This window comes from Aphanizomenon flos-aquae FACHB-1287 (assembly GCF_014698755.1).
Classification (GTDB): Bacteria; Cyanobacteriota; Cyanobacteriia; order Cyanobacteriales; family Nostocaceae; genus Dolichospermum; species Dolichospermum flosaquae.
The window spans coordinates 1-24,198 of record NZ_JACJTO010000053.1 but is presented as its reverse complement, the minus strand read 5'-3'; the positions used below and the strand labels follow the sequence as shown (position 1 = coordinate 24,198).

The following is a 24,198-nucleotide window of genomic DNA, read 5'->3' as shown; positions in this document are numbered from 1 at the left end:
AATGGAGATAATCAAGTTCTTTGGAAAAACGTTTCTGGAAACTTCCTACATATCTGGCATTTAGATAGTAACTGGAATTGGGTTTCTGCTGAGGGAAATTGGGGATTAAATTCGGCAGAAGCTTTAACTCAAGAAACTAAATTTGGTGTAGATGCTAATGGTGATGGTAAAATCGGTAGTCCTTCTAGTCTAACTCTGACAGGCACTAGTGGTAACGATATCCTCATCGGTGGTGCAAATAGTGATACATTCAATGGTGGGTTAGGTAACGATACCCTGTATTTAGGTTTAAACGATAATGCTGTAGATAACGTTAATTACATTCTTGGTGATGCTACAGATACAGTTTACCAATTTGTGCGCGGTGTCGGTGGTGATAAACTGAATTTTACAGGTATTGCCAATTTTGATGTAATTACATCAGGTACTTCTACATTAGTACGAGTTGGTGATGGTATTGCTGCTAATACTGGTTTTGGTACTGGTCAATTATTAGTGACTTTATCAGAGACATCTGGTTTTACTAGCACCAATGCGAATATCAACCTCTTTGGTGGTAATTTCTTGTTCAATTAAAACGAACTTTAGCTAGAAGACAGGTAATCAATTCTCTGTCTTCTTTATTTACATCATCACCCCATAATGTTTCGCTAAAAAACGCAAAAACGCCACCGAAAAAAAGAGATTTATGGTATTGACAAACAATTTTAAATATGTTACGCTAGAGTTGATAAGGAAGAATTACCTTGTTGTTAATCAAGAATAGAATAACAAATCCCCGACTTCTCCAAGAAGCCGAAGATGTTTTTATGCTTCAAAGCACTCGTAATACACTAGGAATACTGTCTATAGATTCCATAGCTTGAATTTCAGCCAAAGCTTGCCTAAAATCCCCTTCCTGAACATAGTGGGTAACAACAACAATTTCTGCCAGTTCTCCCTGAAAACCAGTTTGTACCACTGATTCTAAACTTACCCCATAATTGCCAAAACAAGTACCCAATCTACCAATAACTCCCGCTTGGTCTTTGCTGAGGAAACGGGCATAAAACCGGGTTACTAACTCAGAAATCGGTGTGATTTGCGAGTAATGTTGATGTCTACAAGCTAAAAGAGGATTTGGTTTAGCTGTATTGGTTTTCAGAGTAGCGACAAGATTCAAAATATCTGATGATACGGCACTAGCCGTAGCCCCCGCACCAGCCCCAGGACCGAACAACATCACCTGGCCAATGGGTTCTCCTTCGATAAGGATAGCATTATAAACACCATTTATACTAGCTAAAGGATGATTTTGCGGAACTAAAGTAGGATGAACTCTCACAGAAAGCTGGGAATTATCTGTATCTAAATGTTGAGCTATGCCTAGTAATTTAATCACAAATCCTAATTTAGCACTGTAGGCAATATCTGTTTTTGTGACTTGACGAATCCCTTCACAATAGACATCTTCCCGATTAATTCGCCCATCAAACCCTAAAGATGCTAAAATGGCAATCTTATCTCCCGCATCTAAACCATCAACATCCGCTGTAGGGTCAGCTTCAGCATAACCCAATCTCTGAGCATCTGCCAATACATCATCAAATTCACTACCTTCTGTTTGCATCCTGGTGAGGATGTAGTTAGTAGTGCCATTGACAATACCCATGATAGCACTAATGCGGTTAACGCTTAAAGATTGCTTTAGGGGTTGAATCACAGGAATACCACCACCAACGGCCGCTTCTAATAGCACATAAACACCCGCTTGATTGGCAGATGTAAATATTTCCGCACCAAATCGAGAAATTACCGCTTTATTGGCAGTAACTACGTGCTTACCATTGTTAATAGCTGTGAGAATCAGTGTGCGTGCGGGTTCTAATCCCCCCATTAATTCTACAACTATATCTACCGCTGGATCATTAACAATTGCCTCTAAATCCGTAGTTATCACCTCTGGAGATAATTCTACAGCACGAGGTTTAGTAAGCGATCGCACACCTACTCGATAGATGTCAATTTCCTGTAACAGTGGGTGACGGCCTACCTTGTCTTGTAACAGTTGTACTGTCCCCGTTCCTACTGTACCTAATCCGAGTATTCCTAATTTAACAGCCACAGATTTTGCACCCACAATGAACTCATATAGAAATATAGAACAATAAAACAATTGTAGGCAGAGCATAAGCCCTACCTACTAATTATCTTCTTTTAATTGTCCAATGACCAATGACCAATGACCACTGACCAGTGACTAAATTAGTATGTTTCTACGTGCCAGCGGTGAGCTTTTTTGAGGTCTTTTTGGTAATCACTCCAAACTACACCTTCTTTAGCCGCAGCAGCGCTTAAAGCGGCATCAATACCATCTTCCATACCGCGCAAACCACAGATATAAGTGTGGGTTTTTGTATTTTTAATCAATTGCCACAACTCATCAGCGTGTTCTGCTACACGGTCTTGGATATACATTCTGCCACCTTGGGGGTTATTTTGTTCCCGGCTGATAGCATAGGTGAGACGGAAGTTTTGAGGATATTTCTGTTCCATTGCTTCCAATTCCTCTTTGTAGAGAACATTGGGAGTTGTTGGTACACCAAACAATAACCAAGAAAATCCTTGAAATTGATATTCTGGGTTAGCCTTTCTTTCTCCATCTTTAAACATCCGCCACAGGTAAGTCCGCATGGGCGCAATACCTGTACCTGTTGCTAACATGATTATATTAGCTTCAGGATCTTCAGGCAATAACATTTCTTTACCGACAGGACCCGTGATTTTGACATCATCACCTGGTTTGATTTTAGTCAGATAGGTAGAACAAACACCATAAACTGTTTCACCAGTTTCGGGATGCTTGTACTCTAGCTGACGAACACACAAGGATATTGTTTTGTCATCTAGATTATCACCGTGACGAGTCGAAGCAATTGAGTAAAGTCTGAGCTTTTCAGGCTTGCCATTTTTATCCACACCAGGGGGGATAATGCCAATACTTTGACCTTCTAAATACCTTAAATCGCCAGTAGATATATCAAATTTGAGGTGCTGAACAATACCGATTCCACTCTCTTTAACTAATGTCTCATTAGAGATACACTTACCAATAAACGGAGCATTAGGACGATAAATGTTCACAGGAACATCAACATGAGCATCTTTTTTGGCTTTTGCTTGAGTCATGGTGTTGCCTTTTTTCTCCTTAGCCGTTGATTTAGCAAAGCCTTTGGCTTCACTAGTATTAATCACAGGTGTGGGTTTACCATTTTCCTCATTCTTAGCATTCACCTCAGCTTTGACTTCTGTACTAACCACTACATCAGTTGTACTAACCACTTCATCAGTTGTTACCGATTCAACTTGGTGATTGACTTGCTGTAAAGCTGTAACAGGTTGGATACTAAGAATTTTACCGCCTAGGCGAGTGATCCGTCGCATTTCTTGATTCATGCGGTTGTAAGGTACTCTGATGAACACACTGCCACTTTTACGAATTGGGTAGTTGGTTTGATCAGTTTCTTCATTCTGACGCAGACCTATCACTTCGTAAACGAAGACGCGGCTACCTGATTCTATACTGGCAGCACCCTCAACAGCACCTTGATTGTACATTCCTTCTACCACTCCGATATTTACTTAACCGTTTATCAAAAAAATCATTCCCATTCTTATGCAAGCTTTAGTTTACCGGATTTTCGGATCACAAAACTGGCCAGTCGGGAAAATGACATCATTATCATGATGTCTTGCTGAGTACACTCACCCAAGACCAGTAGGCATGGCAAAAAACACACCTGTTCACCTTCTAAATTAGAGGATAAGTCTTTGCGAGAATGTTAATAGTGAATCACTTTAATCTTTTTTTCCTTAATTACATAGTCTGAGACTTGTTGATCAAACATTTTACTGTATATTGATCCTGGAAAAATTCCGGGTTTGCAAAAAAGCCTTTCCATCCAGAAAATATCCCTAAGGAATATATTATAACTTTGCTTGGATTGATTGAAGTAAAATCACCGATCCCATCTTACCATATATAGTGCAGTAACGGATTTGATTAATGATCTATTCTCAATAGATAGTATATTTCTGGTCAATTAGGTACGAAGTCGAAATTACAACATAGCTTTAGGGTGGTTTGACTTTAGCCAAAGTCTACACTGTATTAGCAAATGCTAACAGATTTTTAATAGGTTTTTACTCTTTTTTCCTTTTTTTTTGCACTCCTATTTTTTTACTTCTAAAAAAACTGTATCATCTATGGCAGAATACTCAACAGATAATTGCTAAGGAAATAGATTCTTTATCAAGGTAGATATTGTGAGAGTACACCCCTTTCTGTTAAAATTTAGGGCAACACTAAGATTAAATACTTACCAGCGATAAAATTAGGCTAATTAAGACGGGTAACTGCTATAGGCGTAAAAGTTATTTGTTTAAGTCTGTCATCGTTATGCTGGATAGCCAGAACGTAGGACGATACCATTAGGGTCAGATCCTAGATTCAAAATCTGCTGTGAGAAAAATTATTGATTGACACATTTAGTATTTAGAGGGAATTTATGACTAAGCCAGAACGGGTGGTACTAATTGGAGTAGCCGGAGACTCTGGGTGCGGTAAATCTACGTTTTTACGTCGCTTGATTGATTTATTTGGTGAAGAATTTATGACAGTTATCTGTTTAGATGACTATCATTGTCTAGATCGTATCCAACGTAAACAAACAGGAATAACTGCTCTTGATCCTAGAGCAAACAATTTTGACTTGATGTATGAGCAAATTAAAGCTCTCAAGGAAGGTCAAAAAATACATAAGCCAATTTATAACCACGAAACAGGTATGATTGATCCACCAGAATGGATTGAGCCGAATCATATTGTCGTTGTGGAAGGGTTGCATCCCTTATATGATGAACGGGTGAGAGCTTTGTTAGATTTCAGCGTTTATTTTGATATCAGTGATGAAGTCAAAATTGCTTGGAAAATTCAACGGGATATGGCTGAAAGAGGCCACCGCTATGAAGATGTTCTCGCACAAATCAATTCTCGTAAACCCGATTTTGAAAAGTTCATCGAACCACAAAGAGAATTTGCTGATGTGGTTCTGCAAGTATTACCCACAAATTTAATCAAAAACGATACAGAACGTAAGGTTTTACGGGTACGAATGTTACAAAGGGAAGGTAAGGAAGGTTTTGAGCCAAGTTACCTGTTTGACGAAGGTTCAACAATTCAGTGGACTCCTTGTGGACGCAAACTGACCTGCTCTTACCCTGGTATGCAACTTTACTACGGTTCTGATGTTTACTATGGGCGTTACGTCTCTGTTTTAGAAGTAGATGGTCAATTTGATAACCTTGATGAAGTAATTTACATTGAAACTCATTTAAGCAAGACATCTACCAAATATCAAGGTGAGATGACTCACTTGTTACTACAACACCGTGAATACCCCGGTTCTAACAATGGTACTGGTTTATTCCAAGTATTGACAGGGTTGAAAATGCGTGATGCTTATGAGCGATTGACAACTAAAGAAGCAAAACTAGCGGTTCAAGTCTAAAACAGCAGTTTGTGTCAAAGATTAGGGGGGAACAGTTGAATATGTTCCCTCTTTATTTATGTCTTATTTAAATTTACATTTAACAGTAATTTTGATATTACTGCTAGTTTCTCCTGTGACAATATAAGGGATTCCTGTCATTCCTCCCACATTAACCCCAAATTCTAATGTAACTTCAGAAACTTCGGCTAAAGCTAAATCTTTGAAGGATTGAATAATATGTTTTGCATAAGATTGAATTGTTTTTTGCAGTTTGTCTCCCTGTTCTTTAATATTCAGTTTTTCGTTCAGTTTTTCTAAGCTAAAACCGCGGTCTGCTTGTTCAGGGGTGGGAATTAGAAAATCTAGGTTCTCATTTTTTGGAGGCTGGGGAATAGATACAGCAACGTTTTCTGATGCTTCGATATAAATAATTGTTCCGTCTTCTAATTGAATCGGCGTTATTTGTAACATAAAGGTAAATTATCTTTTAATTAAGTTAGTATTTATATTATCATCTAACGGTTCTGGTAGCGGAAAGCTTTTAACTAGGAAATTGTGCTATAATTTGCCAATGATTAAATTGTCGGAGATTTTATGATAACCTTGCAAGAAATTATTAATTCACTGGCCAGTTTATCAAAAGAAGATCAGGATTTTCTATTTGAAATACTCCGCAAAAGAAGAGAAGAGGAAACTAAGCAAGTTATAATTCATTCATTATTGCCTTATGAACCAACCCATTCCTACAATTAATACACGACTTCTTGAATCTCTCACTCAAATTATCCTTTCTCTTTCTCAAGAAGAATATCAAATCTTAGTAGAAAAAATTCAACACTCTCGATTAACTGAACACCAGAAAACACAAAATATTGAATCCTTAAAACAGGATATAGCCGCAGGTATTCAACAACTCCAAAATGGTGAATATACAGAATATGATGAAAATAATTTATCTACTCTGATAACTTCAATTAAAGCACGAGGTCGGGAACATCTGCAAGGAGAAATATCTGAATGAATCGCTTTCGGATTTCCAAACTAGCAGAGAAAGATTTAGAAGATATTTGGATTTATCTCGCTCAACAAAATGAAATATTAGCAGACCAAAAAATTGCACAGATTTTTGATAAATTTCCGATGTTAGCTCAATTTCCTAATATGGGAACAAAAAGAGACGAACTACAAACAGAACTTCGTAGTTTTCCTGTTAAGCCATATATTATATTCTATACTCAAGATTCTGCAAGTTTAGAAATTGTGAGAATTTTTCATCAATCTAGAGACATAGAAAATCAATTTTCAGATCAGTAGGTTGGGTAGAACGCAGTGAAACCCAACAAAATCAATGATTGTCCCTAATGTGGAATAAATTGGATAAGTTTCTGGTAGACTACTTAACCAAAACCTCTTTAAATTGACCATTTTCAATCTTATACATACAATATAAACTATTAATATTAGATTGATACAAATAGTCATCTTCCTTTGACCAATTTAATCCATAGCCAGAGGTTTTTTCAACAGGGAGTGTCAGAGTTTTCAAATTATTGAGAATTTCTGATCTTGTCGCTTCATTCGATGATTTATTAATAGCTCCAATGAATGCTTGGGTTGCATCATATCCAGTCATGGTACGCCAATAAATATTTTTTTGTTGCCATCTTTTTATTGCACCTTTCATATATAAAGATGTTTTGTTTACACAAGGTGTGGACAAACTTGCACCCTCAACAGCATCACCTCCTATATCTAAAGTTGGCTGTTCAAAAACAGACATAGGGAATATTATGTTCAGGTTTTCTATGTTCAGTTTTTTTGTTTTTTCCTGACTCGCTCTTGCAAAAGCTCTTAATACTGAACTTGTTTTTACACCAGGTATTAAAAAAACTGTTTTTATTTGGTTTGAGATGATATTATCAATTTCTGCATCAATATCTGTTAGACTTGTTTGTTCCCGATCAAAAACAGAAGTATTATTAATATCAACTTTTCCTCCTAAATCATCAAAAGCTTTTATAAAATCTTCTTGCAAACTTTGACTATAAACACTTTTCTGATCGTAAAAAATTGCTATACTATCTGAATGTAAAGTATTTTTGATATACTTTGCATAAAGTTTGGCTGCTTCTGTTGTAGTTTGGATAACTCGAAAAAATACATCGTCCTTCAATTTGCTGCTAGAACTTGAAGGAGATACTATTGCTAATCCTTTTCGTCTGTAAATGGGTATTGCTACCTCACTACTCTCACTTGCATGATGTCCAATAATTCCTAAAATATCTGACTCATTAACTAACTTTTCTGCTACTTTTTTTGATATTTGTGGTTCATTACCATCATTCGCAATAACTATCTCTAGTAATCTGCCATTTTTTCCTCCACTTTTATTAAATTCATCTTGAGAATCAGCTACACCTCTAAAAATTTCTTTGGACGTAGATCCGTAAAAATCAATTCCAGTTACAACTGCTAGTTTTAAAGGTTTTCCTTTCCCTGCTTGACTTTCTAACCTGGCTTTAGTATTATTCAAATATATTTGGGGAATTGGGTCATTACGATTAGCCTCTGTAGCTAAATAAAAAAATTTCTTTGCATTTTCATAATCTCCTTTTTTAAAATATTCGCTTCCCTTATCCAGATGAAAATTTATATCATCGATAAATATTTTAGATTGTTCACCACTAGTTTTAATATTTCTAACACATTTATCACTCCCTTCTATTCTTTCTCCAATAGGACAAAAAGCATATTTATACTGATACCACCTAAATGCAACGATAAGTCCAACTACCACCCCTGTAGCAACACTTGCGAAAACCACAAATATATTCTTAATATTTCTTTTGTATTCTAATTTTTGAGAATCATCTAAATACCGTTTATCTAAAGAGCTTAATCTTTTATCTTTTGCCCAAACTGTAGCTTCTTTTAACACCTTACCTTTTAACAGGTGCTTATGTGAATAATCTGATTTTACCCAATCATTCAAAGACTCAGAATAGGGACGTAAATCAGCTAATTGATTATCAATCCATTGTTGATTAAAAACCTCTCGATAAATGGGATTATAAATCTGTAAATAATTATTTATTTTCACCACTAAACCCGATAACTGTAACTTTCCTTCCTCTCCAGTATTCTGACTAACTATTTCTCGCTGTTGATAAATCTTTTGATAAATATCTAATAATTCACCTACCATTTGTTCATCAATTAAAATGCGTCTTTCGATGGTGCGTAAATGTTCCGGGTCATCTTTTGCTTGCCAATTTTCAATAATATTAGTTCTAATTAAATTATCTAACCATTCTTCTTCATTTCCTTCAGATAAATCAGAAGAATTTAAAACTAAATTACATATTTTTTGAGTTAAAAAAGGTTGTCCTCCAGTCCAATTTAAAATTAATTCTAATAACTTCTCAGGTTGATTGGTTTTAACACTTAATCCCTTTGCTAATGCTTGAGATTCTGCAAAGGTAAAACCTGTTAATTCTACTCCATAACCAATATTAAAGGGAGTGCGAGTTTTATCTTGAATTAAATCGCTGGGAGTAGCTACACCTAATAATACAAAACTGAGACGATTATCTTCGGTATTATCAACTCGACGATTATAAAAAGAGCGAATTAAAGCGAAAAAATCATCAACATTAAACTCTAAACTGATGATACTATCAATTTCATCTATAAAAATAACGATATTTGATTCAACATATTTTAAAAGAATATCTCGGAGAAAATTACCAAAGAAATTCACCGCAGACAAAGATTCTTGATCATATTTATCCCACCAACTATCTATATCACATTTTTCATTTAATTCAAAGGTATTTATTAATTCATTAATAATTCCTGCATACCATTGTAAAGGAGTAATATTCGCTGAACCAATATCAGTTAAATCAATAGCAGCACAAGCAAATCCATCTACTTCTTTAAGTCGTTTCATTGTTTGAACTCTTAAAGAAGATTTACCCATTTGTCGGGAGTTTAAAACATAACAAAATTCTCCCTTTTTTATAGCCTGATATAGTTCATTATCGGCTTTTCTGGTGACATAAGTAGGAGCAGAAGCTGGGAGCGAACCACCTACTTGATATTCATAATTCACTGAGTTTATATTTTCCATTTTTATGTCCTTGCAAAATACCAAAATTAAAGCTTTTGTAAGTGTTCATTAAAATTATCAACAGTTAATTCAATTTCTTTTAAAATTTCTCTTAACAGTGGTCTTGCTAAATCTCTCCCTTGATGATTAGGTACAGTTGTTGTTCTTCCATCAGAATGACGATAAAAGACATGACTTCCTTTTTGTCTAACTACGGAAAAACCCAACTTTATTAAAAGTTGATTCAGCGTTTTATAGTTAACAATAGGTAAGCGACTCATGAAGCCACCTCAATTTGTTGAATACCGATAAATTGAGGTAATTGACTTAAATCTTCTTGAGATTCTTCTAAACATAATTCTAAGACTTCCTTTAAATTCTGTTGTAATTCGTCTAAAGTCGCTCCTTGAGTATGAACTCCTCGAATAGCGGGAATAATTCCTACATATAATTTGGTATCGGCATCATATTCAATATAAGCGGTGAAAATTTTAGTCATGGTTTTAAATTAGGGGGATCTACTTTGTTATATTTTAAATGACATCAACTAATCTTGCAAGCGATCGCTAAAATAAATACGATATAAATTACACAGGGGAATTACCTTATTACCTTTTGATTCTGCTAATCCCATACTTTTTAATTTAAACGCATAAGTTGGTTCTAATGTAACAGCCTCATCACTATTAACCAATTTTAACATAGCTGATTTTAATTGTTTATTTTCTTCTAAAATCAAAAGATGACGATACAAATGATCTTCATATAATCCTTCTTCAGTGGGGGCAATTTCTAAAAATTGCTTTAAAGTTAAGTCGTTAGTAGCAATATGATATAATGCTGTTCTCACCAAATAAGGATGACCGTCAATCATCCCCATTAATTGATTAATTTCTGTATCTGACCATTGTAATCCATGTCGTTTAACTAAATTTTGAAGCTGTGCCAAACTAAACTTATTTAAATCAATTGGTAAACCCACATTAAAAGGAGATTTATTCACATCCAAAGAAATATAAACTTCCTGAGAATGGGAAATAACTAATCTCAGTTTTTGCCAAATTTTATTATTTTTGCCTTTTTCATGCCATGAACGTAACATAGTGAAAAATTCATCAGCAATTTCACTATATTGAAAGATTCTATCTACCTCATCTAATCCTAGAATTACAGGCTGTTTCAATTCTTTTAAAAGATAGGATTGGAAATAATTTGTACAATTAGTTTGACTGCTATAACGTTGAGGTTTCCAATATTGATCTATCTTTTCTTCAATCCCTAATTCTAAACTGACATTGGCACAAAAAGACTCTAAAAAACTATCCAGATTTTTAAATAATTCTCGACTCCATAAATTAATAAATCCTGTTTGATAACCTTGCTTTTCTCCTTGATATAAAATCCTACTCATTAATGAAGTTTTCCCCATTTGTCGAGGTGCTTTAATCCTAATTAATATCCCAGGTTTTAGAATAGCATTATAACAGGTAGCCTCAATGGGAGGACGTTCAACATAGAAAGGGGAATTTAGGGGGACTTGACCATCTAAATTTTCAAAAGGAATATTAATATCTCTTGGTTGAATAGGTTCAGATTTCGACTCAGGTACACCCTGAATCATAGCTTTTTTAGTTGTTGAATCTTTTGTCCTCAAAACCGGAGTTAAATGCTCTGGAATATTTTCTATTTCAATCGCATTACATCCTAAATCAAAAGCACTTTGAATTGATTGTCCTGCAAATAAAGTATCGTAAAAACCAATAGCAAATTGTTTAGCGGCTTCATCACCAATTTTTTGATTCATCCCGACAACATAATTAACATAAGGATAAATACCTTCTGCTTGTACATCTGAATAACAAGCATTGAGAAAAACACAATCAATAAAAAAGATTTCTTGTAATGCTTTAAAAAATTTGGCTAAAGGAGCAACTTTAACTAAAAAGGCTTCTCCATTATCTCCCATTAAAGCTAAACCCTGTTCTCCTCCACCATGTCCTGAGAAATGCACAATATTTGGTTTATGTCCTAATAGGGTACGACGAAATTCTTGAGGACGGACTGCTTCTTCCACAATAATTTCAAATTTTTCACGGTTTTGGGAACGCTCCCAAGCTCTTTTGATCTCCCTGACTTCCTCGCTTACCCGCAACGGTTTTGTGTTAGTAGGGTTAGCGGTCAAAATAAGAATTCTTTTCATCACCGTCTTTTTGTGAAGATACTACCAATACTGTGTATATGAAATATTATATCCTTTATAGTTACCAACATAGTTATCGAAACCGTAAAAACCGTAATAGTAGTCCAAACTCAGGTAACAGAGGACTTTTCTGGTAGATGCTCAACTTCTCAAAGACTAACTGATAGCTTTTGTTATACATACAAAACTTTATATACTGAGAAAAAAGATACTTATCCCAAAAACTGTAAATATTGTTATGATTTCAGAAATTAGTAACTGATGTATTTCATCAGTGAAAAAATGCTCTCAGGAGGAAATTCCTTTGTCTCGACGTTATTTATTTACTTCCGAGTCAGTTACAGAAGGTCATCCAGACAAAATCTGTGATCAAATTTCAGATACCATTATTGACGCACTATTAGCAGAAGACCCTAATAGCCGTGTAGCCGCAGAAGTTGTAGTTAATACGGGTTTGGTGCTAATTACCGGAGAAATTACCACCAAAGCTCATGTTAATTACGTCAATCTTGCCCGCAAAAAAATTGCAGAAATTGGCTATACTGATGCTGATAATGGCTTCTCTGCGAATAGTGCCAGTGTTTTAATTGCCTTAGATGAACAATCAGCGGATATTGCACAAGGTGTAAATACTGCTCAGGAAACCCGGAATCAGGATAGTGAAGAACTATTCGATCAAATCGGTGCCGGTGATCAAGGTATCATGTTTGGTTTTGCTTGCAACGAAACCCCAGAACTTATGCCTTTACCCATCAGTTTAGCACACCGCATTGCCCGAAGATTGGCAGGAGTTCGCAAAGCTGGTATTCTCCCTTACCTACGTCCTGACGGTAAAACTCAAGTTACCGTAGTTTATGAAGATGGAAAACCTGTAGGTATTGACACTATCTTAATTTCTACCCAACATACAGCTACCATTGGCGATATTAGCGATGATGCTGAGGTACAGGCTAAAATTAAAGCTGACCTATGGATAGAAGTAGTAGAACCTATATTTGGTGATATTACCGTAAAACCAAGTGAGGAAACCAAATTTCTGGTTAACCCCACCGGTAAGTTTGTCATTGGTGGACCTCAAGGCGATTCCGGTTTAACAGGACGGAAAATTATTGTTGATACCTACGGTGGTTATTCTCGCCATGGTGGTGGTGCTTTTTCTGGTAAAGATCCCACAAAAGTAGACCGCTCTGCGGCTTATGCGGCTCGTTATGCAGCTAAAAATATTGTTGCGGCTGGGTTAGCAGAAAAATGTGAAGTCCAACTCAGTTACGCCATTGGTGTAGCGCGGCCTGTGAGTATCTTTGTGGATACTTTTGGTACGGGTAAGGTAGATGATGAAATTCTCTTGAACTTAGTTAAAGAAAACTTTGAACTACGTCCAGCGGGAATTATCCATGTATTCAATTTACGTAACTTACCAAGTGAAAGAGGCGGACGTTTTTATCAGGACGTTGCGGCTTATGGTCATTTGGGAAGAACGGATTTAGATTTACCTTGGGAAAAGACTGATAAGGTAGATGTACTAAAAAAAGCAGCACTTGCTTAATCAGTTAGTTTGATACCAAGATATACTTTGAGGTTGTAGACAATTTAATTATCTATAACCTCTTTCTTGAGACTTTCCTAAGTTAAACTTAATCCCAATCAGGAAAATTAGCTCCATCTTCACCACCAATACCGATTCCTGTATTATATATACCAGCATCGGTAATGTTAAGATTATTCATAGATGCTTGATAGACGTTGGAATCATTCACTGTAGCGCGGGTAAGATTTACGTCATTTAAATTGGCTTTTTTTAAATTGACGTTGGTAACAAAAGCTGATGTTAAATTAGCACCTGCTAAGTTTGCTCCAGTTAAGTCAGCACCTTCTAAGTTAGCATTTGTCAGGTTAGCGCCCTGAAGGTTTGCGTCTCGCAAGTCTGCACCAATCAGATGAGCACCGCTGAGGTTAAGTCCTGATAGATTACACTGGATACATTCTCCAGTTGACAAAAGTTTTGTTAAATCTCTTTGGCTTCCAGCTTGAACTGAATTAGCTAGAAACAGGGGAGCTATTAGGGCTATAGCGGCTAATATTTGAAGCTTCATAAAATTTACCCCTCTAATATAGTTATGTCCGTTCTTTACCTCACAGGTTTATTATCCCACTAATTGACTAAAAAAATGTTGATTTAAATTACAAGCTTGATATTTCTTTAGATAGATTTAATTTAGTCCATACAGCCCAATAGGTAGACTGGTGTTAAAAATATTTTTTGGGACAACGAAAAAGAGCAAAATAGTTTTAGTAAGACCATGATTTTTATGGTAGTTCTTGTTAAGATTGATGAAGTTTTTCTGGTAAAATACCACTATGGCTTTACACGCAGAATTGCATCGGCATTTAGGTGGTTCAGTTGTACCTCGTGTACTATGGCGGTATTTCCAGCGTCATAATACTGAGTTAATTTCTCGCTTTCCTGAATATCCAGAATTTGAAGATTTTTATACTCGTCCCCGTAATACTTTAGATGAGTATCTAGAATTGCATACGCTAGTGGAAAGTGTGCAAACTGTGGAAACTTTACCCTATTTTATTTACCGTTTATTACGCGGCGCTTACATTTTTGAGGATTTGGCTTATTTGGAATTACGCTATACTCCCTATTTGCGAACTTCTGAACATTTGAGTCAAAGTCAAAGAATTGATAAAATGGCGGAAATTGTAGATATTGTGGGTAAATCTAGTCATATACCCGAGTATCCCATTATTACTAGTCAAATTCTCTGTATGCACTCCCGTTTACCCTTTGAGGTAAATCAGGCAATTGTTGATTTAGCCGCACAAAATAGAAAATATGTCTGTGCCATAGATGTGGCTGGTGGCGATCGCCATTATGCTGAACGCATGGCAGAATGGATAAGTTTATATAATTATGCCCATTCATTGGGTATTAACACCACGGGGCATCTTTATGAAACTAAAGATGGTTGTTATCCAGAATTATTACCCCATTTAATGCGAATTGGTCACGGTATCCAAATTCCTCTTTTGTATCCTGAATTACTGCCAGAAATTGCCAGAAGAGGGCAATGTTTAGAAGTTTGTCCGACAACTTACTTAAAAACTGGGACTTTACAGGATATCCGTCAACTTAAATTAGTTTTTGACCGTTGTTTTGAAGCAGGAGTTGATATCGCCATTTGTACTGATAATGCGGGATTACATAATATGCGTCTCCCGTTTGAATATGAAAATCTTTTGACTTATGATATTATTAATTTCCAACAATTACAAGCTTGTCAAGATGCAGCTTTCCGCCATGCTTTTGCTTGGCCTCACAGTCAACGTCCAGCATCTTTATTAACTGGGTTGTTGCAGTAAGGAATAGGGGAAAACTCAGATCTGGCCAAGGTTCAAGATACAGCAGTTTCCGGGATTAGGAAGCACAGATATTAATGATACAATTCTTGTGGTGCGGTCTGAAAAGCCCGCTAATCATCAAGGACGGGCAGGATGCCCATCCCACAAAATACAGATATTCATGATACAATTCTTGTGGTGCAGTCTGAAAAACCTGCTAATCATCAAGGACGGGCAGGATGCCTATCCCACAAAATACAGATATTCATGATACAATTCTTGTGGTGCGGGCCGAAAAGCCCGCATAAGGTGTACCTCACTCAAACTAAACGGGCTGTAGTAAAGAGGGACTCATACAAGATTAATTTTCTTCCCTGTTAAGTGCCCCTTGCCTCTTTTAATCTTTTGTACCTTCTGTAGCACCACCAATGGATTTCCAAGCCTGTAAGCCACCGCTAAGTTCAGCTACGGCTGTAAAACCAAGGAATTGTAAGGTTCTCACAGCTTGTCCTGACTGGCTGTCATTTTCGCCATAAATGTAGGTTTGGCGTTCTCTGTATAAAGACCCGGCGCGAGATTCTAAGTCATTGAGGGGAATAGAAATTGCTCCGGTGATACGACTCTGATTATATGTTGAGCGGTCGCGCACATCAATAATTGTAAAAGCCGGTTGACCCCATTGGAGACTTGTTCTGAGGTCATTAACATCAGCAACTAAATCAATACTCATAAGCTTCTCCCGCGTCTAATCTCGTCTAGTCTAATCAGAAATTTAGCAGATATATCTTCTTAATTCGTATTTCTTTAGAATAACAGCAGATTTTAGAAAAAATAACTTTGTCTTCATAATATTGTAAGCTGATTCTCTACACTGTCAAATAAATTTTAATTTTTAATTTGTAATTATTCATAATGGTATCTACTATTCAAGCTTTACCAAGAGAGGTTGTATATCTAATTACCGCAGGAGAGGTCATTGATTCTTTGGTGGCTGTTGTGAGGGAGTTGGTAGAAAATTCTCTAGATGTAGGAGCAACGCGCATTGTCATTTCTTTATGGCCGCAAATGTGGCGAGTGCGTGTAGCTGATAATGGCTGTGGTATGAATCTAGATGATTTACAACAGGCCGCAAATGCACATAGTACAAGTAAAATTCGTTCTAGTGCAGACCTATGGAAAATTAACAGTTTAGGGTTTCGTGGTGAAGCATTACATAGTTTAACAACTTTGGCGGATTTAGAAGTTTTAAGTCGTCCATTGGAGGAAAGTGAAGGTTGGAAAATTGTTTATAATAATCAAGGAGAGGTAACACAGGTAAAAGTGGTTGCGATCGCACCGGGTACTATAGTAACAGTTAATAATTTATTTGCCAACTGTGAAGCCCGTCGTCAAGGTTTACCCGGGATAAGTCAGCAATTAAAATATGTACAAGCGGTAATTCAACAAATAGCTTTGTGTCATCCTCATGTTAATTACCAAGTTTGGCAAAATGACAAAGAATGGTTTACAATTTGTCCTGTACTAACCGTAGGAAAACTAATTCCGCAAATTCTCCCCCAGGTAAGAGAAGGTGATTTACATGAAGTCAATTTCCAAATACCAAATCTAGAAAATTCATCTTTGCATTTTGTGATAGGATTACCCGATAGATGTCATCGTCATCGTCCTGATTGGGTGAAGGTGGCAATTAATGGTAGAATGATTAAATCACCAGAATTAGAGCAAACCATTTTATCAGCTTTTCATAAAACATTACCACGTGATCGTTATCCTGTTTGTTTTTTACATTTGACTATTTCTCCTGAACAAATTAACTGGAATCGTAACCCAACGAAAACAGAAATTTATCTGCATGAATTGACTTTTTGGCAAGAACAAATTACTGAAGGTATTAATAAATCACTGCTTATTTCCGAAACTAATATTAAAGAATCTGTTCATACAACCAGAGTTAGTAATTTATTAAAAGTAGCAGAATCTAAAGGTGAATATAAATTTAATTCTCAAAATTCTGAAAATTCCCAAAATTCTGAAAATTCCCAAAATTCTGAAAATCAAAATTATTTAAAAGCCATTGCTCAACTAAGTAATACTTATATTGTTGCTGAACATTCGGGAGGAATGTGGTTAATAGAACAACATATAGCCCATGAACGAGTATTATATGAACAATTATGTGATCATTGGCAATTAGTACCTGTAGAAACTCCAATTATTATTTATCAATTATCACCAGCGCAGGTTTCTCAACTAGAACGTATTGGTTTAGATATTGAACCTTTTGGTGATAAACTTTGGGCAGTGCGTAACATCCCAATGATGTTAAAACAACATGAAGATTATACTGAGGCAATTTTAGAATTAAGCTGGGGAGGGGATTTACAAACTGCTCAAGTTGCGGTTGCTTGTCGGAGTGCAATTCGTAATGGTACAAAAATGAGTTTACCAGAAATGCAGACCTTATTAGATAATTGGCAACGTACCCGCAACCCACGCACCTGTCCCCATGGTAGACCAATTTATTTATCTTTAGAAGAATCGGCATTAGCGCGGTTTTTCCGAAGAAGTTGGGTAATTGGGAAAAGTCATGGAATTTGAACTTCTTTATCTTTTCCCTATATTCCCGCACCGTCAAAAAATTCCTGAATCTTTTTATCTCTAAGATTACAGAAATTATGTTCTTTTGGTAATTCGGCTTCGAGAGTTAATTTAGCGGCTAAAACCGGAGTTTTTCCGGGGATTTGCAGAGCTTGAATTTGCTCTTCTAGTGCTTCAATGCGGTCAACCAAGGCACGAATTACTTGAGCTTCTGAGTCCGGTAAATTGCTGTGTTCTAGAGGCGCAACCCGGACTCCAGAACGGTAGATAATGCGTCCAGGGACACCGACAACGGTACAACTAGATGGTACATCTCTCAACACCACCGAACCTGCGCCAATACGGACATTATCACCAATTTCGATATTTCCTAAAACTTTTGCACCCGCACCAACGACGACATTTTCGCCTAATGTGGGGTGACGTTTACCGATTTCCTTACCTGTTCCTCCTAGAGTAACACCTTGATAAATCAGCGCGTAGTTGCCGATAATAGCTGTTTCCCCAATGACTACGCCCATTCCGTGGTCAATAAATACACCTTCACCAATAACAGCCCCTGGGTGAATTTCCACACCGGTTAAAAACCGAGCAGTGTGAGAAATCAAGCGGGGGAAAAAGGGAATACCAAGACTACATAACCAGTGTGCAAAACGGTGGAAAACTAGGGCTTGCAAACCTGGATAGCAAAACAAAACCTCCAACCAATTCCGGGCTGCGGGGTCACGTTCAAAAATGATGCGAAAATCGCTACGAAGTCTAGAGAACATTGAAATAGTACCCTTGATAGCACAACCAGCTACCCTCCCATATTATCGTGATTTGGCGATTGGAGATTGGGTAGTTCCTAGTAATTAGAAATTAGGAATTACAAATTAGCTATTGCTGCACTGTTAATGTGTAGCTTTGCCTTAATCCCAAATCAAATGTACCTACCCAAATTTTGTATGTACCTTTTCTCCATTGTTTACTGTCTATACTTGCATCTTTGTTTTTATCAGTATCATCACCACAACGAACTGTTTCATTATCTGCTCCCTCTGGACCTTTAATGAGTAAAGTCGTGTCCTGACCACCACTGTCAACTAATATTTTCAATTTGTCAAAGTCTTGTTCTAGAATGAGGATATGATCTGGATTAGTGGTAGCAAAGCCAGTACAGACGTTTTGATTCTGGTCACGATTACTGATATTGGATAAGAGATCAGTACCACCTGTGTTGCCAATTATTGTTCCTTGGGATGCTTTAAAACCTGGTGATAGTTTCAATTCCGCAAAATTCGCCGTTTGTGCTAATGCAGATGTTGCAATTGTCGATGTTATTAAAGTTAAAAGCCATACCAATTGAGAGTAAAACCGGAGATGATGATATTTCATTTTAGCTCCTTACAAACAATAAAGGTGATTATGTATACTAATTTTATCGAAAAAATCGTCATTTAGTGGTATCTGTGCCACAGAAAAATGTGACACAGACAACAGGTTTTTTTAGCTGAAATATGGTATAATCACCCTATTTTATTTTTTAATGCAATTGCCAGAATACTCCACCTTTAAGTATTCCTGGTTCACTGTTATAACTGCTAATTGTCAGCGATTGTAAATGATCAAAAAGCGGCTTATCCAAAACTTCTACAAATTTAAGCAGAGGTAAATGACGTTTGAGAATATTTTGACTATTTTCCCAGTTTAGATAAATATACCCTTGGTTGGGTTGGGGAATTGCTGTCATAGCATTTTGAAATTGGGTATTTTCTAGTAGAGATTTTTGTTTTTGACTCAAAACTGCTTTGAGTGTCTTTAAGTCAGAAGTGAAAATCTCATAATTATCTAAAGTTGTATGCGCTCCCTTAATTTTTGCATCAATATTAATAGATGTGTTATTTTCACTTAGGGCTGTAATTTGTGTCCAAGCTGATATTGTCTGTCCGTCTAAAGTTAAGGAACTAACATTAAAACCACTGGTACTGGCAATATGATCTAAACGTGCTATCAAGGCTGTTAATTCTGGCGTTTTTTCGACCACAAATAACCAGTTAGGAATTGTATTTTCTGAATTAGGTAATAAAGCTAAAGCATATTCTCCTAATACCCAATGAAAAATATCCTGAGTAAAATTTAAATTCCAATTGTTCTGGATAGCTACTAAAGGCTGTACTAACCGAGAAATAGCATTTTCACTAGAACCATAGATAGTTGCTGTTCCTTGTTTCCATAGTTTTGCTAAATTGCTATTACCTAAATTACTCAAATTTGCACCGGCAATTGTAAAGACTGTTGATTCTGGAATATACTGTAATGCTCTTACAGGTTGAGATGTTGACAAAGATGGATGTACAATTTCTGAAGTTGTTAAAAATGTACTTTCTGTGAGCAAACCTTGGGGATTTAAAATTAAGGATAGAATTTGGCTATGATAAGTTGATTCTGCCAATTCTAATCCTTGCCATTTAGCAACTTGGGGCAAATTCAAGAAAGTTACAGCTACAGCATTTTCAGGAATTTGTTGAGTAGCTTTCTGATATTCCAGAGAACTAATTAAGTTTAAATCTGGTGCTTGTAAATTATTAATTGCCTCTTTAATAACTTGAGGATAATTTGCCAGCAAAACAAAATTATTAACAATTGCACCTGCTAAACCAGGTTGGATTTTTGAGTCTGGTATAAATTCTGGATGATCATAAATAACCTTGACACCTTTGTATCGTTCAATTCCTAAATTATTTCCACTAAAAGCCCGTTTAGAAAATAACAATTCTAAAAACTCGCGGCTTTTTTCTGGTTTTTCAGTTGCGAGCGCCATTAAATACCCCGCTTCTAGTCCGTTATCTGGGTCACGGTCTATATCAATAGTAGTTACAGCTAGGGTAATTTCGTGACTCAACCAGGGTTTAATGTCATTTTTATAATCTAGATTATTTTTGACCAATAGACTATTGTTGAGTTGAAAAAATTTTCCTTTTGATTTTATGGTCTGTAAAGCGTCGGGATTTACCAATAAGGAAACCATGGCTGGTGAAGACTTGGAAACAAAGATAGCTGCACCGGGTTGAGAATTGCGAATTATAAGACTAACTGGATTTTTCCCAGCAACCCAGTAAAAGCAGACAATACCAATTAATAACAGGGTGATAACACCAGCTACGAGGAGAGGAAGTTTAATATTTTTTGTTGAGTGTTGACTATTCACATTCTTTATATTTTCTAACTTTTCTGCCAACATGAATAGTATAGGATTTTTTAGAACAACTGCATGAAAAATACATCATTTGATCAACCTTTTTCCGAAATTACTGTCAAGGAATTAGCAAAACGTCTTGCTGATGATAAAGGAAAGCTTCAATTAATAGATGTGCGTGAACCCCAAGAACTGGCCCTATCACAGCTAGATGGTTTTGTCAATCTTCCTTTGAGCGAATATGAACAATGGTCTGGGCAAATCTCTAGCCGCTTTGATATTCATGCAGAAACCTTTGTTCTCTGTCATCATGGTATGCGTTCCGCTCAAATGTGTCAATGGTTAGTTGATCAAGGATTTACTAATGTTAAGAATATTACGGGTGGTATTTCCGCTTATTCTATCTTAGTTGATCCTTATGTTCCCCAATATTAGAAAATAGTGGGGGACTAGGGGCTGTACCCAGAAATCAGGAGGAGGAGGGAAGAAAATCTCGTTCCTGCTCCCTTCCTGGGTCAGTCAAAATTTTTATAAATAGATTGTGATATTTTGTAACTAAAACCACAGCTTAAGTTGATAGAATATGAGATAATACTGAAAGAGATGGAAATTCATCTTCTTTTTTTTCGTTTTCAGGTATATCGTCATGAAAAATACAGCAAATAAACGCTGAAGGTAAATTTTGTCGTAAATTTTGTATTCAATCAATACAATATAAGTATATAATCTGCTATCTTACTTTAATTAATAATTAATTGTTTTTTCAGTTTTTGTCGTCAAAACGACATTTTTTTGAATTTTGATTAAGATTGCCTTCAGTAAAAATATCACTTATGCAAGTTCATCTAACTAATCGTCAACAAAATATACTTAATGCAACGGTACGTCATTATATTGCTACGGCAGAGCCAGTAGGCTCTAAAGCTTTAATTGATGGCTTTGATTTAGGTATTAGCTCTGCTACTATTCGCACTGCCATGGTTGTTTTAGAAAAATCGGGGTTACTTTATCAACCACATACTTCTGCAGGTAGAATTCCTTCTGATTCTGGTTATCGTCTTTATGTTGATCAATTAATCAAACCATCAGAAATTTTAGCTAAAGAGGTAGAAACCGCATTACAAAAACATCTGCATTGGGAAGATTGGAGTTTGGAAGCTTTATTACAAGGTGCTGCCCAAATTTTAGCAACATTAAGTGGCTGTATTACTTTGATTACTATGCCGCAAACCACGACAGCAAAGTTACGACATTTGCAACTGGTGCAAATTGAGTCTGAGCAGATTATGTTAATTGTGGTGACAGACAGTTATGAAACCCATTCTAAGGTAATGGATTTATTTCCATCAATATCAGAAATTAAACCCGAAGCGGAGGTAATTGATCGTCAATTGCAGATAGTTTCTAACTTTTTAAATAGCCACTTACGAGGACGGAGTTTATTAGAAATAGGCTATCTTGATTGGAGTGAATTAGATCAAGAATTTCGAGTTTATGGGGAGTTCTTAAAAAGTTCTTTGGTAGAATTAACTCATCGCGCTTTGTCACCAACAACTACACAAATTATGGTGCGGGGAATTGGAGAGGTTTTACGACAACCTGAGTTTTCTCAAGTACAGCAAGTACAGACGATTATGCAATTGTTGGAAGAACAACAAGACCAACTTTGGCATTTAATTTGTGAAGATGCAGAAATGGATGATACAAACAAGTATAAGGTAACGGTGCGGATTGGCGCAGAAAATACTCTTGCACCTATTCGGACTTGTACTTTGATTTCTGCTATTTATCGTCGGGGTTCTGTACCAGCAGGAAGTGTGGGCGTTTTGGGCCCAACTAGGTTAGACTATGAAAGTGCGATCGCTGTGGTTGCAGCAGCAGCAGATTATCTCTCGGAAGCTTTTAGTTAATTTCCTTAAATCATGATGAGAAAAATTACTTTTGGTCTATTATGGCTAGGATTTATTTCCTATGCTTTTTTCCTTGCTCCTCCCGAACAACCGGATACTTTTGAATTGATCAAAAATCTCTCTACAGGAAATTGGCAAGGGATTAATCCTCTGATTATATCTTTATTTAATATCATGGGGATTTGGCCTTTTATATATAGTGCGGTGGTCTTTTTTGATGGTAGAGGTCAAAAAATTCCAGCTTGGCCATTTGCTACTGGTTCTTTCGCTTTAGGTGCTTTTTCTCTTTTACCATATTTAGCTTTAAGAGAAAATAATCAAACATTTGTTGGTGAAAAAAATTTATTTCTGAAAATTCTAGATTCTCGGATTTTAGGAATTTTATTAACTATCGGTGCGACAGTTTTATTGATATTTGGTTTACAAGGAGATTGGGGTGATTTTCTGCAACAGTGGCAAAGTAACAGGTTTATTCATGTCATGAGTTTAGATTTTGTGATGTTGAGTCTATTATTTTCCACATTATTAGGAGATGATATGAAGCGACGGGGTTGGCAAAATAATCAATTATTTTGGTTATTTGCAATACCTTTATTAGGAGCTTTAATATATTTGTGTATCCGGCCACCTGTGAAAATAGAACATCAAACAATTTAAAATTCGGCATTGCTGAATTAAAATAGAAAATTAGAAAACTAAATCCTGTATTGATTCAGCAACAGCCAAAATTCCTACCTATATAAAGACATTCAAATCAAAAAGGTGATTGTCTAGTTGTGAGCATTTTATAACCAGAGGTCATACAAATCAAGGAGAGGAAAAATTCCCATAAACTAGTAGGACTGAGAATGGCACGACTACTGATAAATACCGCTATAATACCGACAAAAATAGCAATCCATCCCAGATCTTTCATACTTTCTGGGAAGAAAATTAGTATTAGTACACCTAATGTAAGTGCTAATACTGAAATATCAGCAGAAATTCCTCGCCACCAGTAAGGATAGACGTTAGTTGTAAAAAAAATATTTTGTCCAACTAAGTAAATACCAAAAATCAGCAACCCCAAGCCGGCAATTTTCATTAAAAAGCTCATAATTACCCTGATTAAGAAGTTTATGTCTCATTATAACTTTACAGGGTATTATACGTAAATGTCTTGCAGAATATAGGTTAATATTTACTATAGGGTTTATTAAGTGCATATATTACAGCAGTTTGATATCAAGTCCAGTACAAGAATAGCTATCTAAATAGGGTCAAAAAACAATCCACAATGATTAAACCAATTGAGAGCATTTTCATCAGTAATAGCATTAACC

At 36.2% G+C, this 24,198-nt stretch carries 22 protein-coding genes and 1 pseudogene; 10 read left to right on the top strand and 13 right to left on the bottom strand.

All coding sequences use genetic code 11. The annotated features are described in order from the left end of the window. Positions 1 to 576: pseudogene (locus H6G44_RS18280) on the top strand (hypothetical protein); the annotation flags it as partial. 238 nt (positions 577 to 814) lie between these two features. Here H6G44_RS18280 and H6G44_RS18275 read toward each other — a convergent pair. Next, entirely contained in the window at positions 815 to 2,104 is a 1,290-nt protein-coding gene (locus H6G44_RS18275; RefSeq protein ID WP_190387956.1) for a homoserine dehydrogenase, read from the bottom strand. Between the two features lie 140 nt (positions 2,105 to 2,244). Then, the gene (petH, locus tag H6G44_RS18270; RefSeq protein WP_190387939.1) at positions 2,245 to 3,597 is read right to left on the bottom strand and encodes a ferredoxin--NADP reductase; all 1,353 of its coding nucleotides are present in this window, start codon (positions 3,595 to 3,597) and stop codon (positions 2,245 to 2,247) included. Between the two features lie 950 nt (positions 3,598 to 4,547). On the opposite strand from petH, the gene H6G44_RS18265 reads away from it, so the two are divergent. Then, positions 4,548 to 5,549 carry a phosphoribulokinase gene (locus H6G44_RS18265; protein ID WP_190387940.1) on the top strand — a complete coding sequence of 334 codons (1,002 nt, stop codon included), beginning with the start codon at positions 4,548 to 4,550 and terminating at the stop codon, positions 5,547 to 5,549. Between the two features lie 63 nt (positions 5,550 to 5,612). Here the strand turns inward: H6G44_RS18265 and H6G44_RS18260 are convergent, their stop codons facing one another. Beyond that, entirely contained in the window at positions 5,613 to 6,002 is a 390-nt protein-coding gene (locus H6G44_RS18260) for a CU044_2847 family protein (protein ID WP_190387941.1), read from the bottom strand. Positions 6,003 to 6,258: 256 nt separating this feature from the next. Here H6G44_RS18260 and H6G44_RS18255 point away from each other — a divergent pair, with 256 nt between their 5' ends. Both H6G44_RS18255 and H6G44_RS18250 read left to right on the top strand, forming a co-directional pair. Further along, positions 6,259 to 6,552, top strand: coding sequence for a hypothetical protein (locus tag H6G44_RS18255; protein WP_168651434.1), 294 nt, complete (start codon positions 6,259 to 6,261; stop codon positions 6,550 to 6,552). Next, positions 6,549 to 6,845 carry a type II toxin-antitoxin system RelE/ParE family toxin gene (locus H6G44_RS18250; RefSeq protein ID WP_190384659.1) on the top strand — a complete coding sequence of 99 codons (297 nt, stop codon included), beginning with the start codon at positions 6,549 to 6,551 and terminating at the stop codon, positions 6,843 to 6,845. Before H6G44_RS18255 ends, H6G44_RS18250 begins: the two co-directional genes overlap by 4 nt. Positions 6,846 to 6,924: 79 nt before the next feature. Here the strand turns inward: H6G44_RS18250 and H6G44_RS18245 are convergent, their stop codons facing one another. The 4 genes from H6G44_RS18245 to H6G44_RS18230 are packed head-to-tail and all read right to left on the bottom strand — an operon-like array spanning position 6,925 to position 11,842. After that, positions 6,925 to 9,663, bottom strand: a complete 2,739-nt coding sequence (locus H6G44_RS18245; RefSeq protein WP_190387942.1) for an AAA-like domain-containing protein — start codon at positions 9,661 to 9,663, stop codon at positions 6,925 to 6,927. Positions 9,664 to 9,689: 26 nt separating this feature from the next. Beyond that, entirely contained in the window at positions 9,690 to 9,923 is a 234-nt protein-coding gene (locus H6G44_RS18240) for a type II toxin-antitoxin system HicA family toxin (protein ID WP_190387943.1), read from the bottom strand. Next, positions 9,920 to 10,141: a type II toxin-antitoxin system HicB family antitoxin gene (locus H6G44_RS18235; protein WP_096664137.1), complete on the bottom strand. Its 222-nt coding sequence runs from the start codon at positions 10,139 to 10,141 to the stop codon at positions 9,920 to 9,922. Before H6G44_RS18235 ends, H6G44_RS18240 begins: the two co-directional genes overlap by 4 nt. 48 nt (positions 10,142 to 10,189) lie before the next feature. Next, positions 10,190 to 11,842, bottom strand: coding sequence for an AAA-like domain-containing protein (locus H6G44_RS18230; protein WP_190387944.1), 1,653 nt, complete (start codon positions 11,840 to 11,842; stop codon positions 10,190 to 10,192). A 304-nt stretch (positions 11,843 to 12,146) separates the two neighbouring features. On the opposite strand from H6G44_RS18230, the gene metK reads away from it, so the two are divergent. Then, complete coding sequence (metK, locus tag H6G44_RS18225) at positions 12,147 to 13,388, top strand: methionine adenosyltransferase (RefSeq protein WP_190387957.1); 1,242 nt, start codon at positions 12,147 to 12,149, stop codon at positions 13,386 to 13,388. 88 nt (positions 13,389 to 13,476) lie between these two features. On the opposite strand, the gene H6G44_RS18220 is transcribed toward metK, so the two are convergent. Beyond that, positions 13,477 to 13,935, bottom strand: a complete 459-nt coding sequence (locus H6G44_RS18220; protein ID WP_190387945.1) for a pentapeptide repeat-containing protein — start codon at positions 13,933 to 13,935, stop codon at positions 13,477 to 13,479. Positions 13,936 to 14,200: 265 nt separating this feature from the next. Between H6G44_RS18220 and H6G44_RS18215 the strand changes: the two genes are divergently transcribed. Next, the gene (locus tag H6G44_RS18215; RefSeq protein WP_190387946.1) at positions 14,201 to 15,211 is read left to right on the top strand and encodes an adenosine deaminase; all 1,011 of its coding nucleotides are present in this window, start codon (positions 14,201 to 14,203) and stop codon (positions 15,209 to 15,211) included. Positions 15,212 to 15,587: 376 nt separating this feature from the next. Here H6G44_RS18215 and H6G44_RS18210 read toward each other — a convergent pair whose 3' ends face one another. Further along, a complete protein-coding gene (locus H6G44_RS18210; protein WP_190387947.1) occupies positions 15,588 to 15,920 on the bottom strand; it encodes a rhodanese-like domain-containing protein in 333 nt (110 codons plus the stop codon). 182 nt (positions 15,921 to 16,102) lie between these two features. On the opposite strand from H6G44_RS18210, the gene mutL reads away from it, so the two are divergent. Beyond that, positions 16,103 to 17,788, top strand: coding sequence for a DNA mismatch repair endonuclease MutL (gene mutL, locus H6G44_RS18205; RefSeq protein WP_190387948.1), 1,686 nt, complete (start codon positions 16,103 to 16,105; stop codon positions 17,786 to 17,788). A gap of 17 nt (positions 17,789 to 17,805) precedes the next feature. Here mutL and cysE read toward each other — a convergent pair whose 3' ends face one another. The 3 genes from cysE to H6G44_RS18190 all read right to left on the bottom strand — a co-directional run bounded on the left by cysE (position 17,806) and on the right by H6G44_RS18190 (position 20,978). Next, the gene (cysE, locus tag H6G44_RS18200; protein ID WP_190387949.1) at positions 17,806 to 18,558 is read right to left on the bottom strand and encodes a serine O-acetyltransferase; all 753 of its coding nucleotides are present in this window, start codon (positions 18,556 to 18,558) and stop codon (positions 17,806 to 17,808) included. 109 nt (positions 18,559 to 18,667) lie between these two features. Continuing rightward, positions 18,668 to 19,165 carry a hypothetical protein gene (locus H6G44_RS18195; protein WP_190387950.1) on the bottom strand — a complete coding sequence of 166 codons (498 nt, stop codon included), beginning with the start codon at positions 19,163 to 19,165 and terminating at the stop codon, positions 18,668 to 18,670. A 148-nt stretch (positions 19,166 to 19,313) separates the two neighbouring features. Beyond that, on the bottom strand, positions 19,314 to 20,978 hold the full coding sequence (locus tag H6G44_RS18190; RefSeq protein ID WP_390802856.1) for a DUF3352 domain-containing protein: 1,665 nt from the start codon (positions 20,976 to 20,978) through the stop codon (positions 19,314 to 19,316). Positions 20,979 to 21,041: 63 nt separating this feature from the next. On the opposite strand from H6G44_RS18190, the gene H6G44_RS18185 reads away from it, so the two are divergent. From H6G44_RS18185 to H6G44_RS18175, 3 genes are all read left to right on the top strand, one after another. After that, positions 21,042 to 21,401: a rhodanese-like domain-containing protein gene (locus H6G44_RS18185; RefSeq protein WP_190387952.1), complete on the top strand. Its 360-nt coding sequence runs from the start codon at positions 21,042 to 21,044 to the stop codon at positions 21,399 to 21,401. Positions 21,402 to 21,799: 398 nt separating this feature from the next. Further along, positions 21,800 to 22,876, top strand: coding sequence for a heat-inducible transcriptional repressor HrcA (gene hrcA / locus H6G44_RS18180; RefSeq protein WP_190387953.1), 1,077 nt, complete (start codon positions 21,800 to 21,802; stop codon positions 22,874 to 22,876). A gap of 12 nt (positions 22,877 to 22,888) precedes the next feature. Next, positions 22,889 to 23,533, top strand: a complete 645-nt coding sequence (locus H6G44_RS18175; protein WP_190387954.1) for a DUF2834 domain-containing protein — start codon at positions 22,889 to 22,891, stop codon at positions 23,531 to 23,533. 97 nt (positions 23,534 to 23,630) lie between these two features. Here H6G44_RS18175 and H6G44_RS18170 read toward each other — a convergent pair whose 3' ends face one another. Next, positions 23,631 to 23,972, bottom strand: coding sequence for a hypothetical protein (locus H6G44_RS18170; protein WP_190387955.1), 342 nt, complete (start codon positions 23,970 to 23,972; stop codon positions 23,631 to 23,633). Between the last annotated feature and the right edge of the window lie 226 nt (positions 23,973 to 24,198).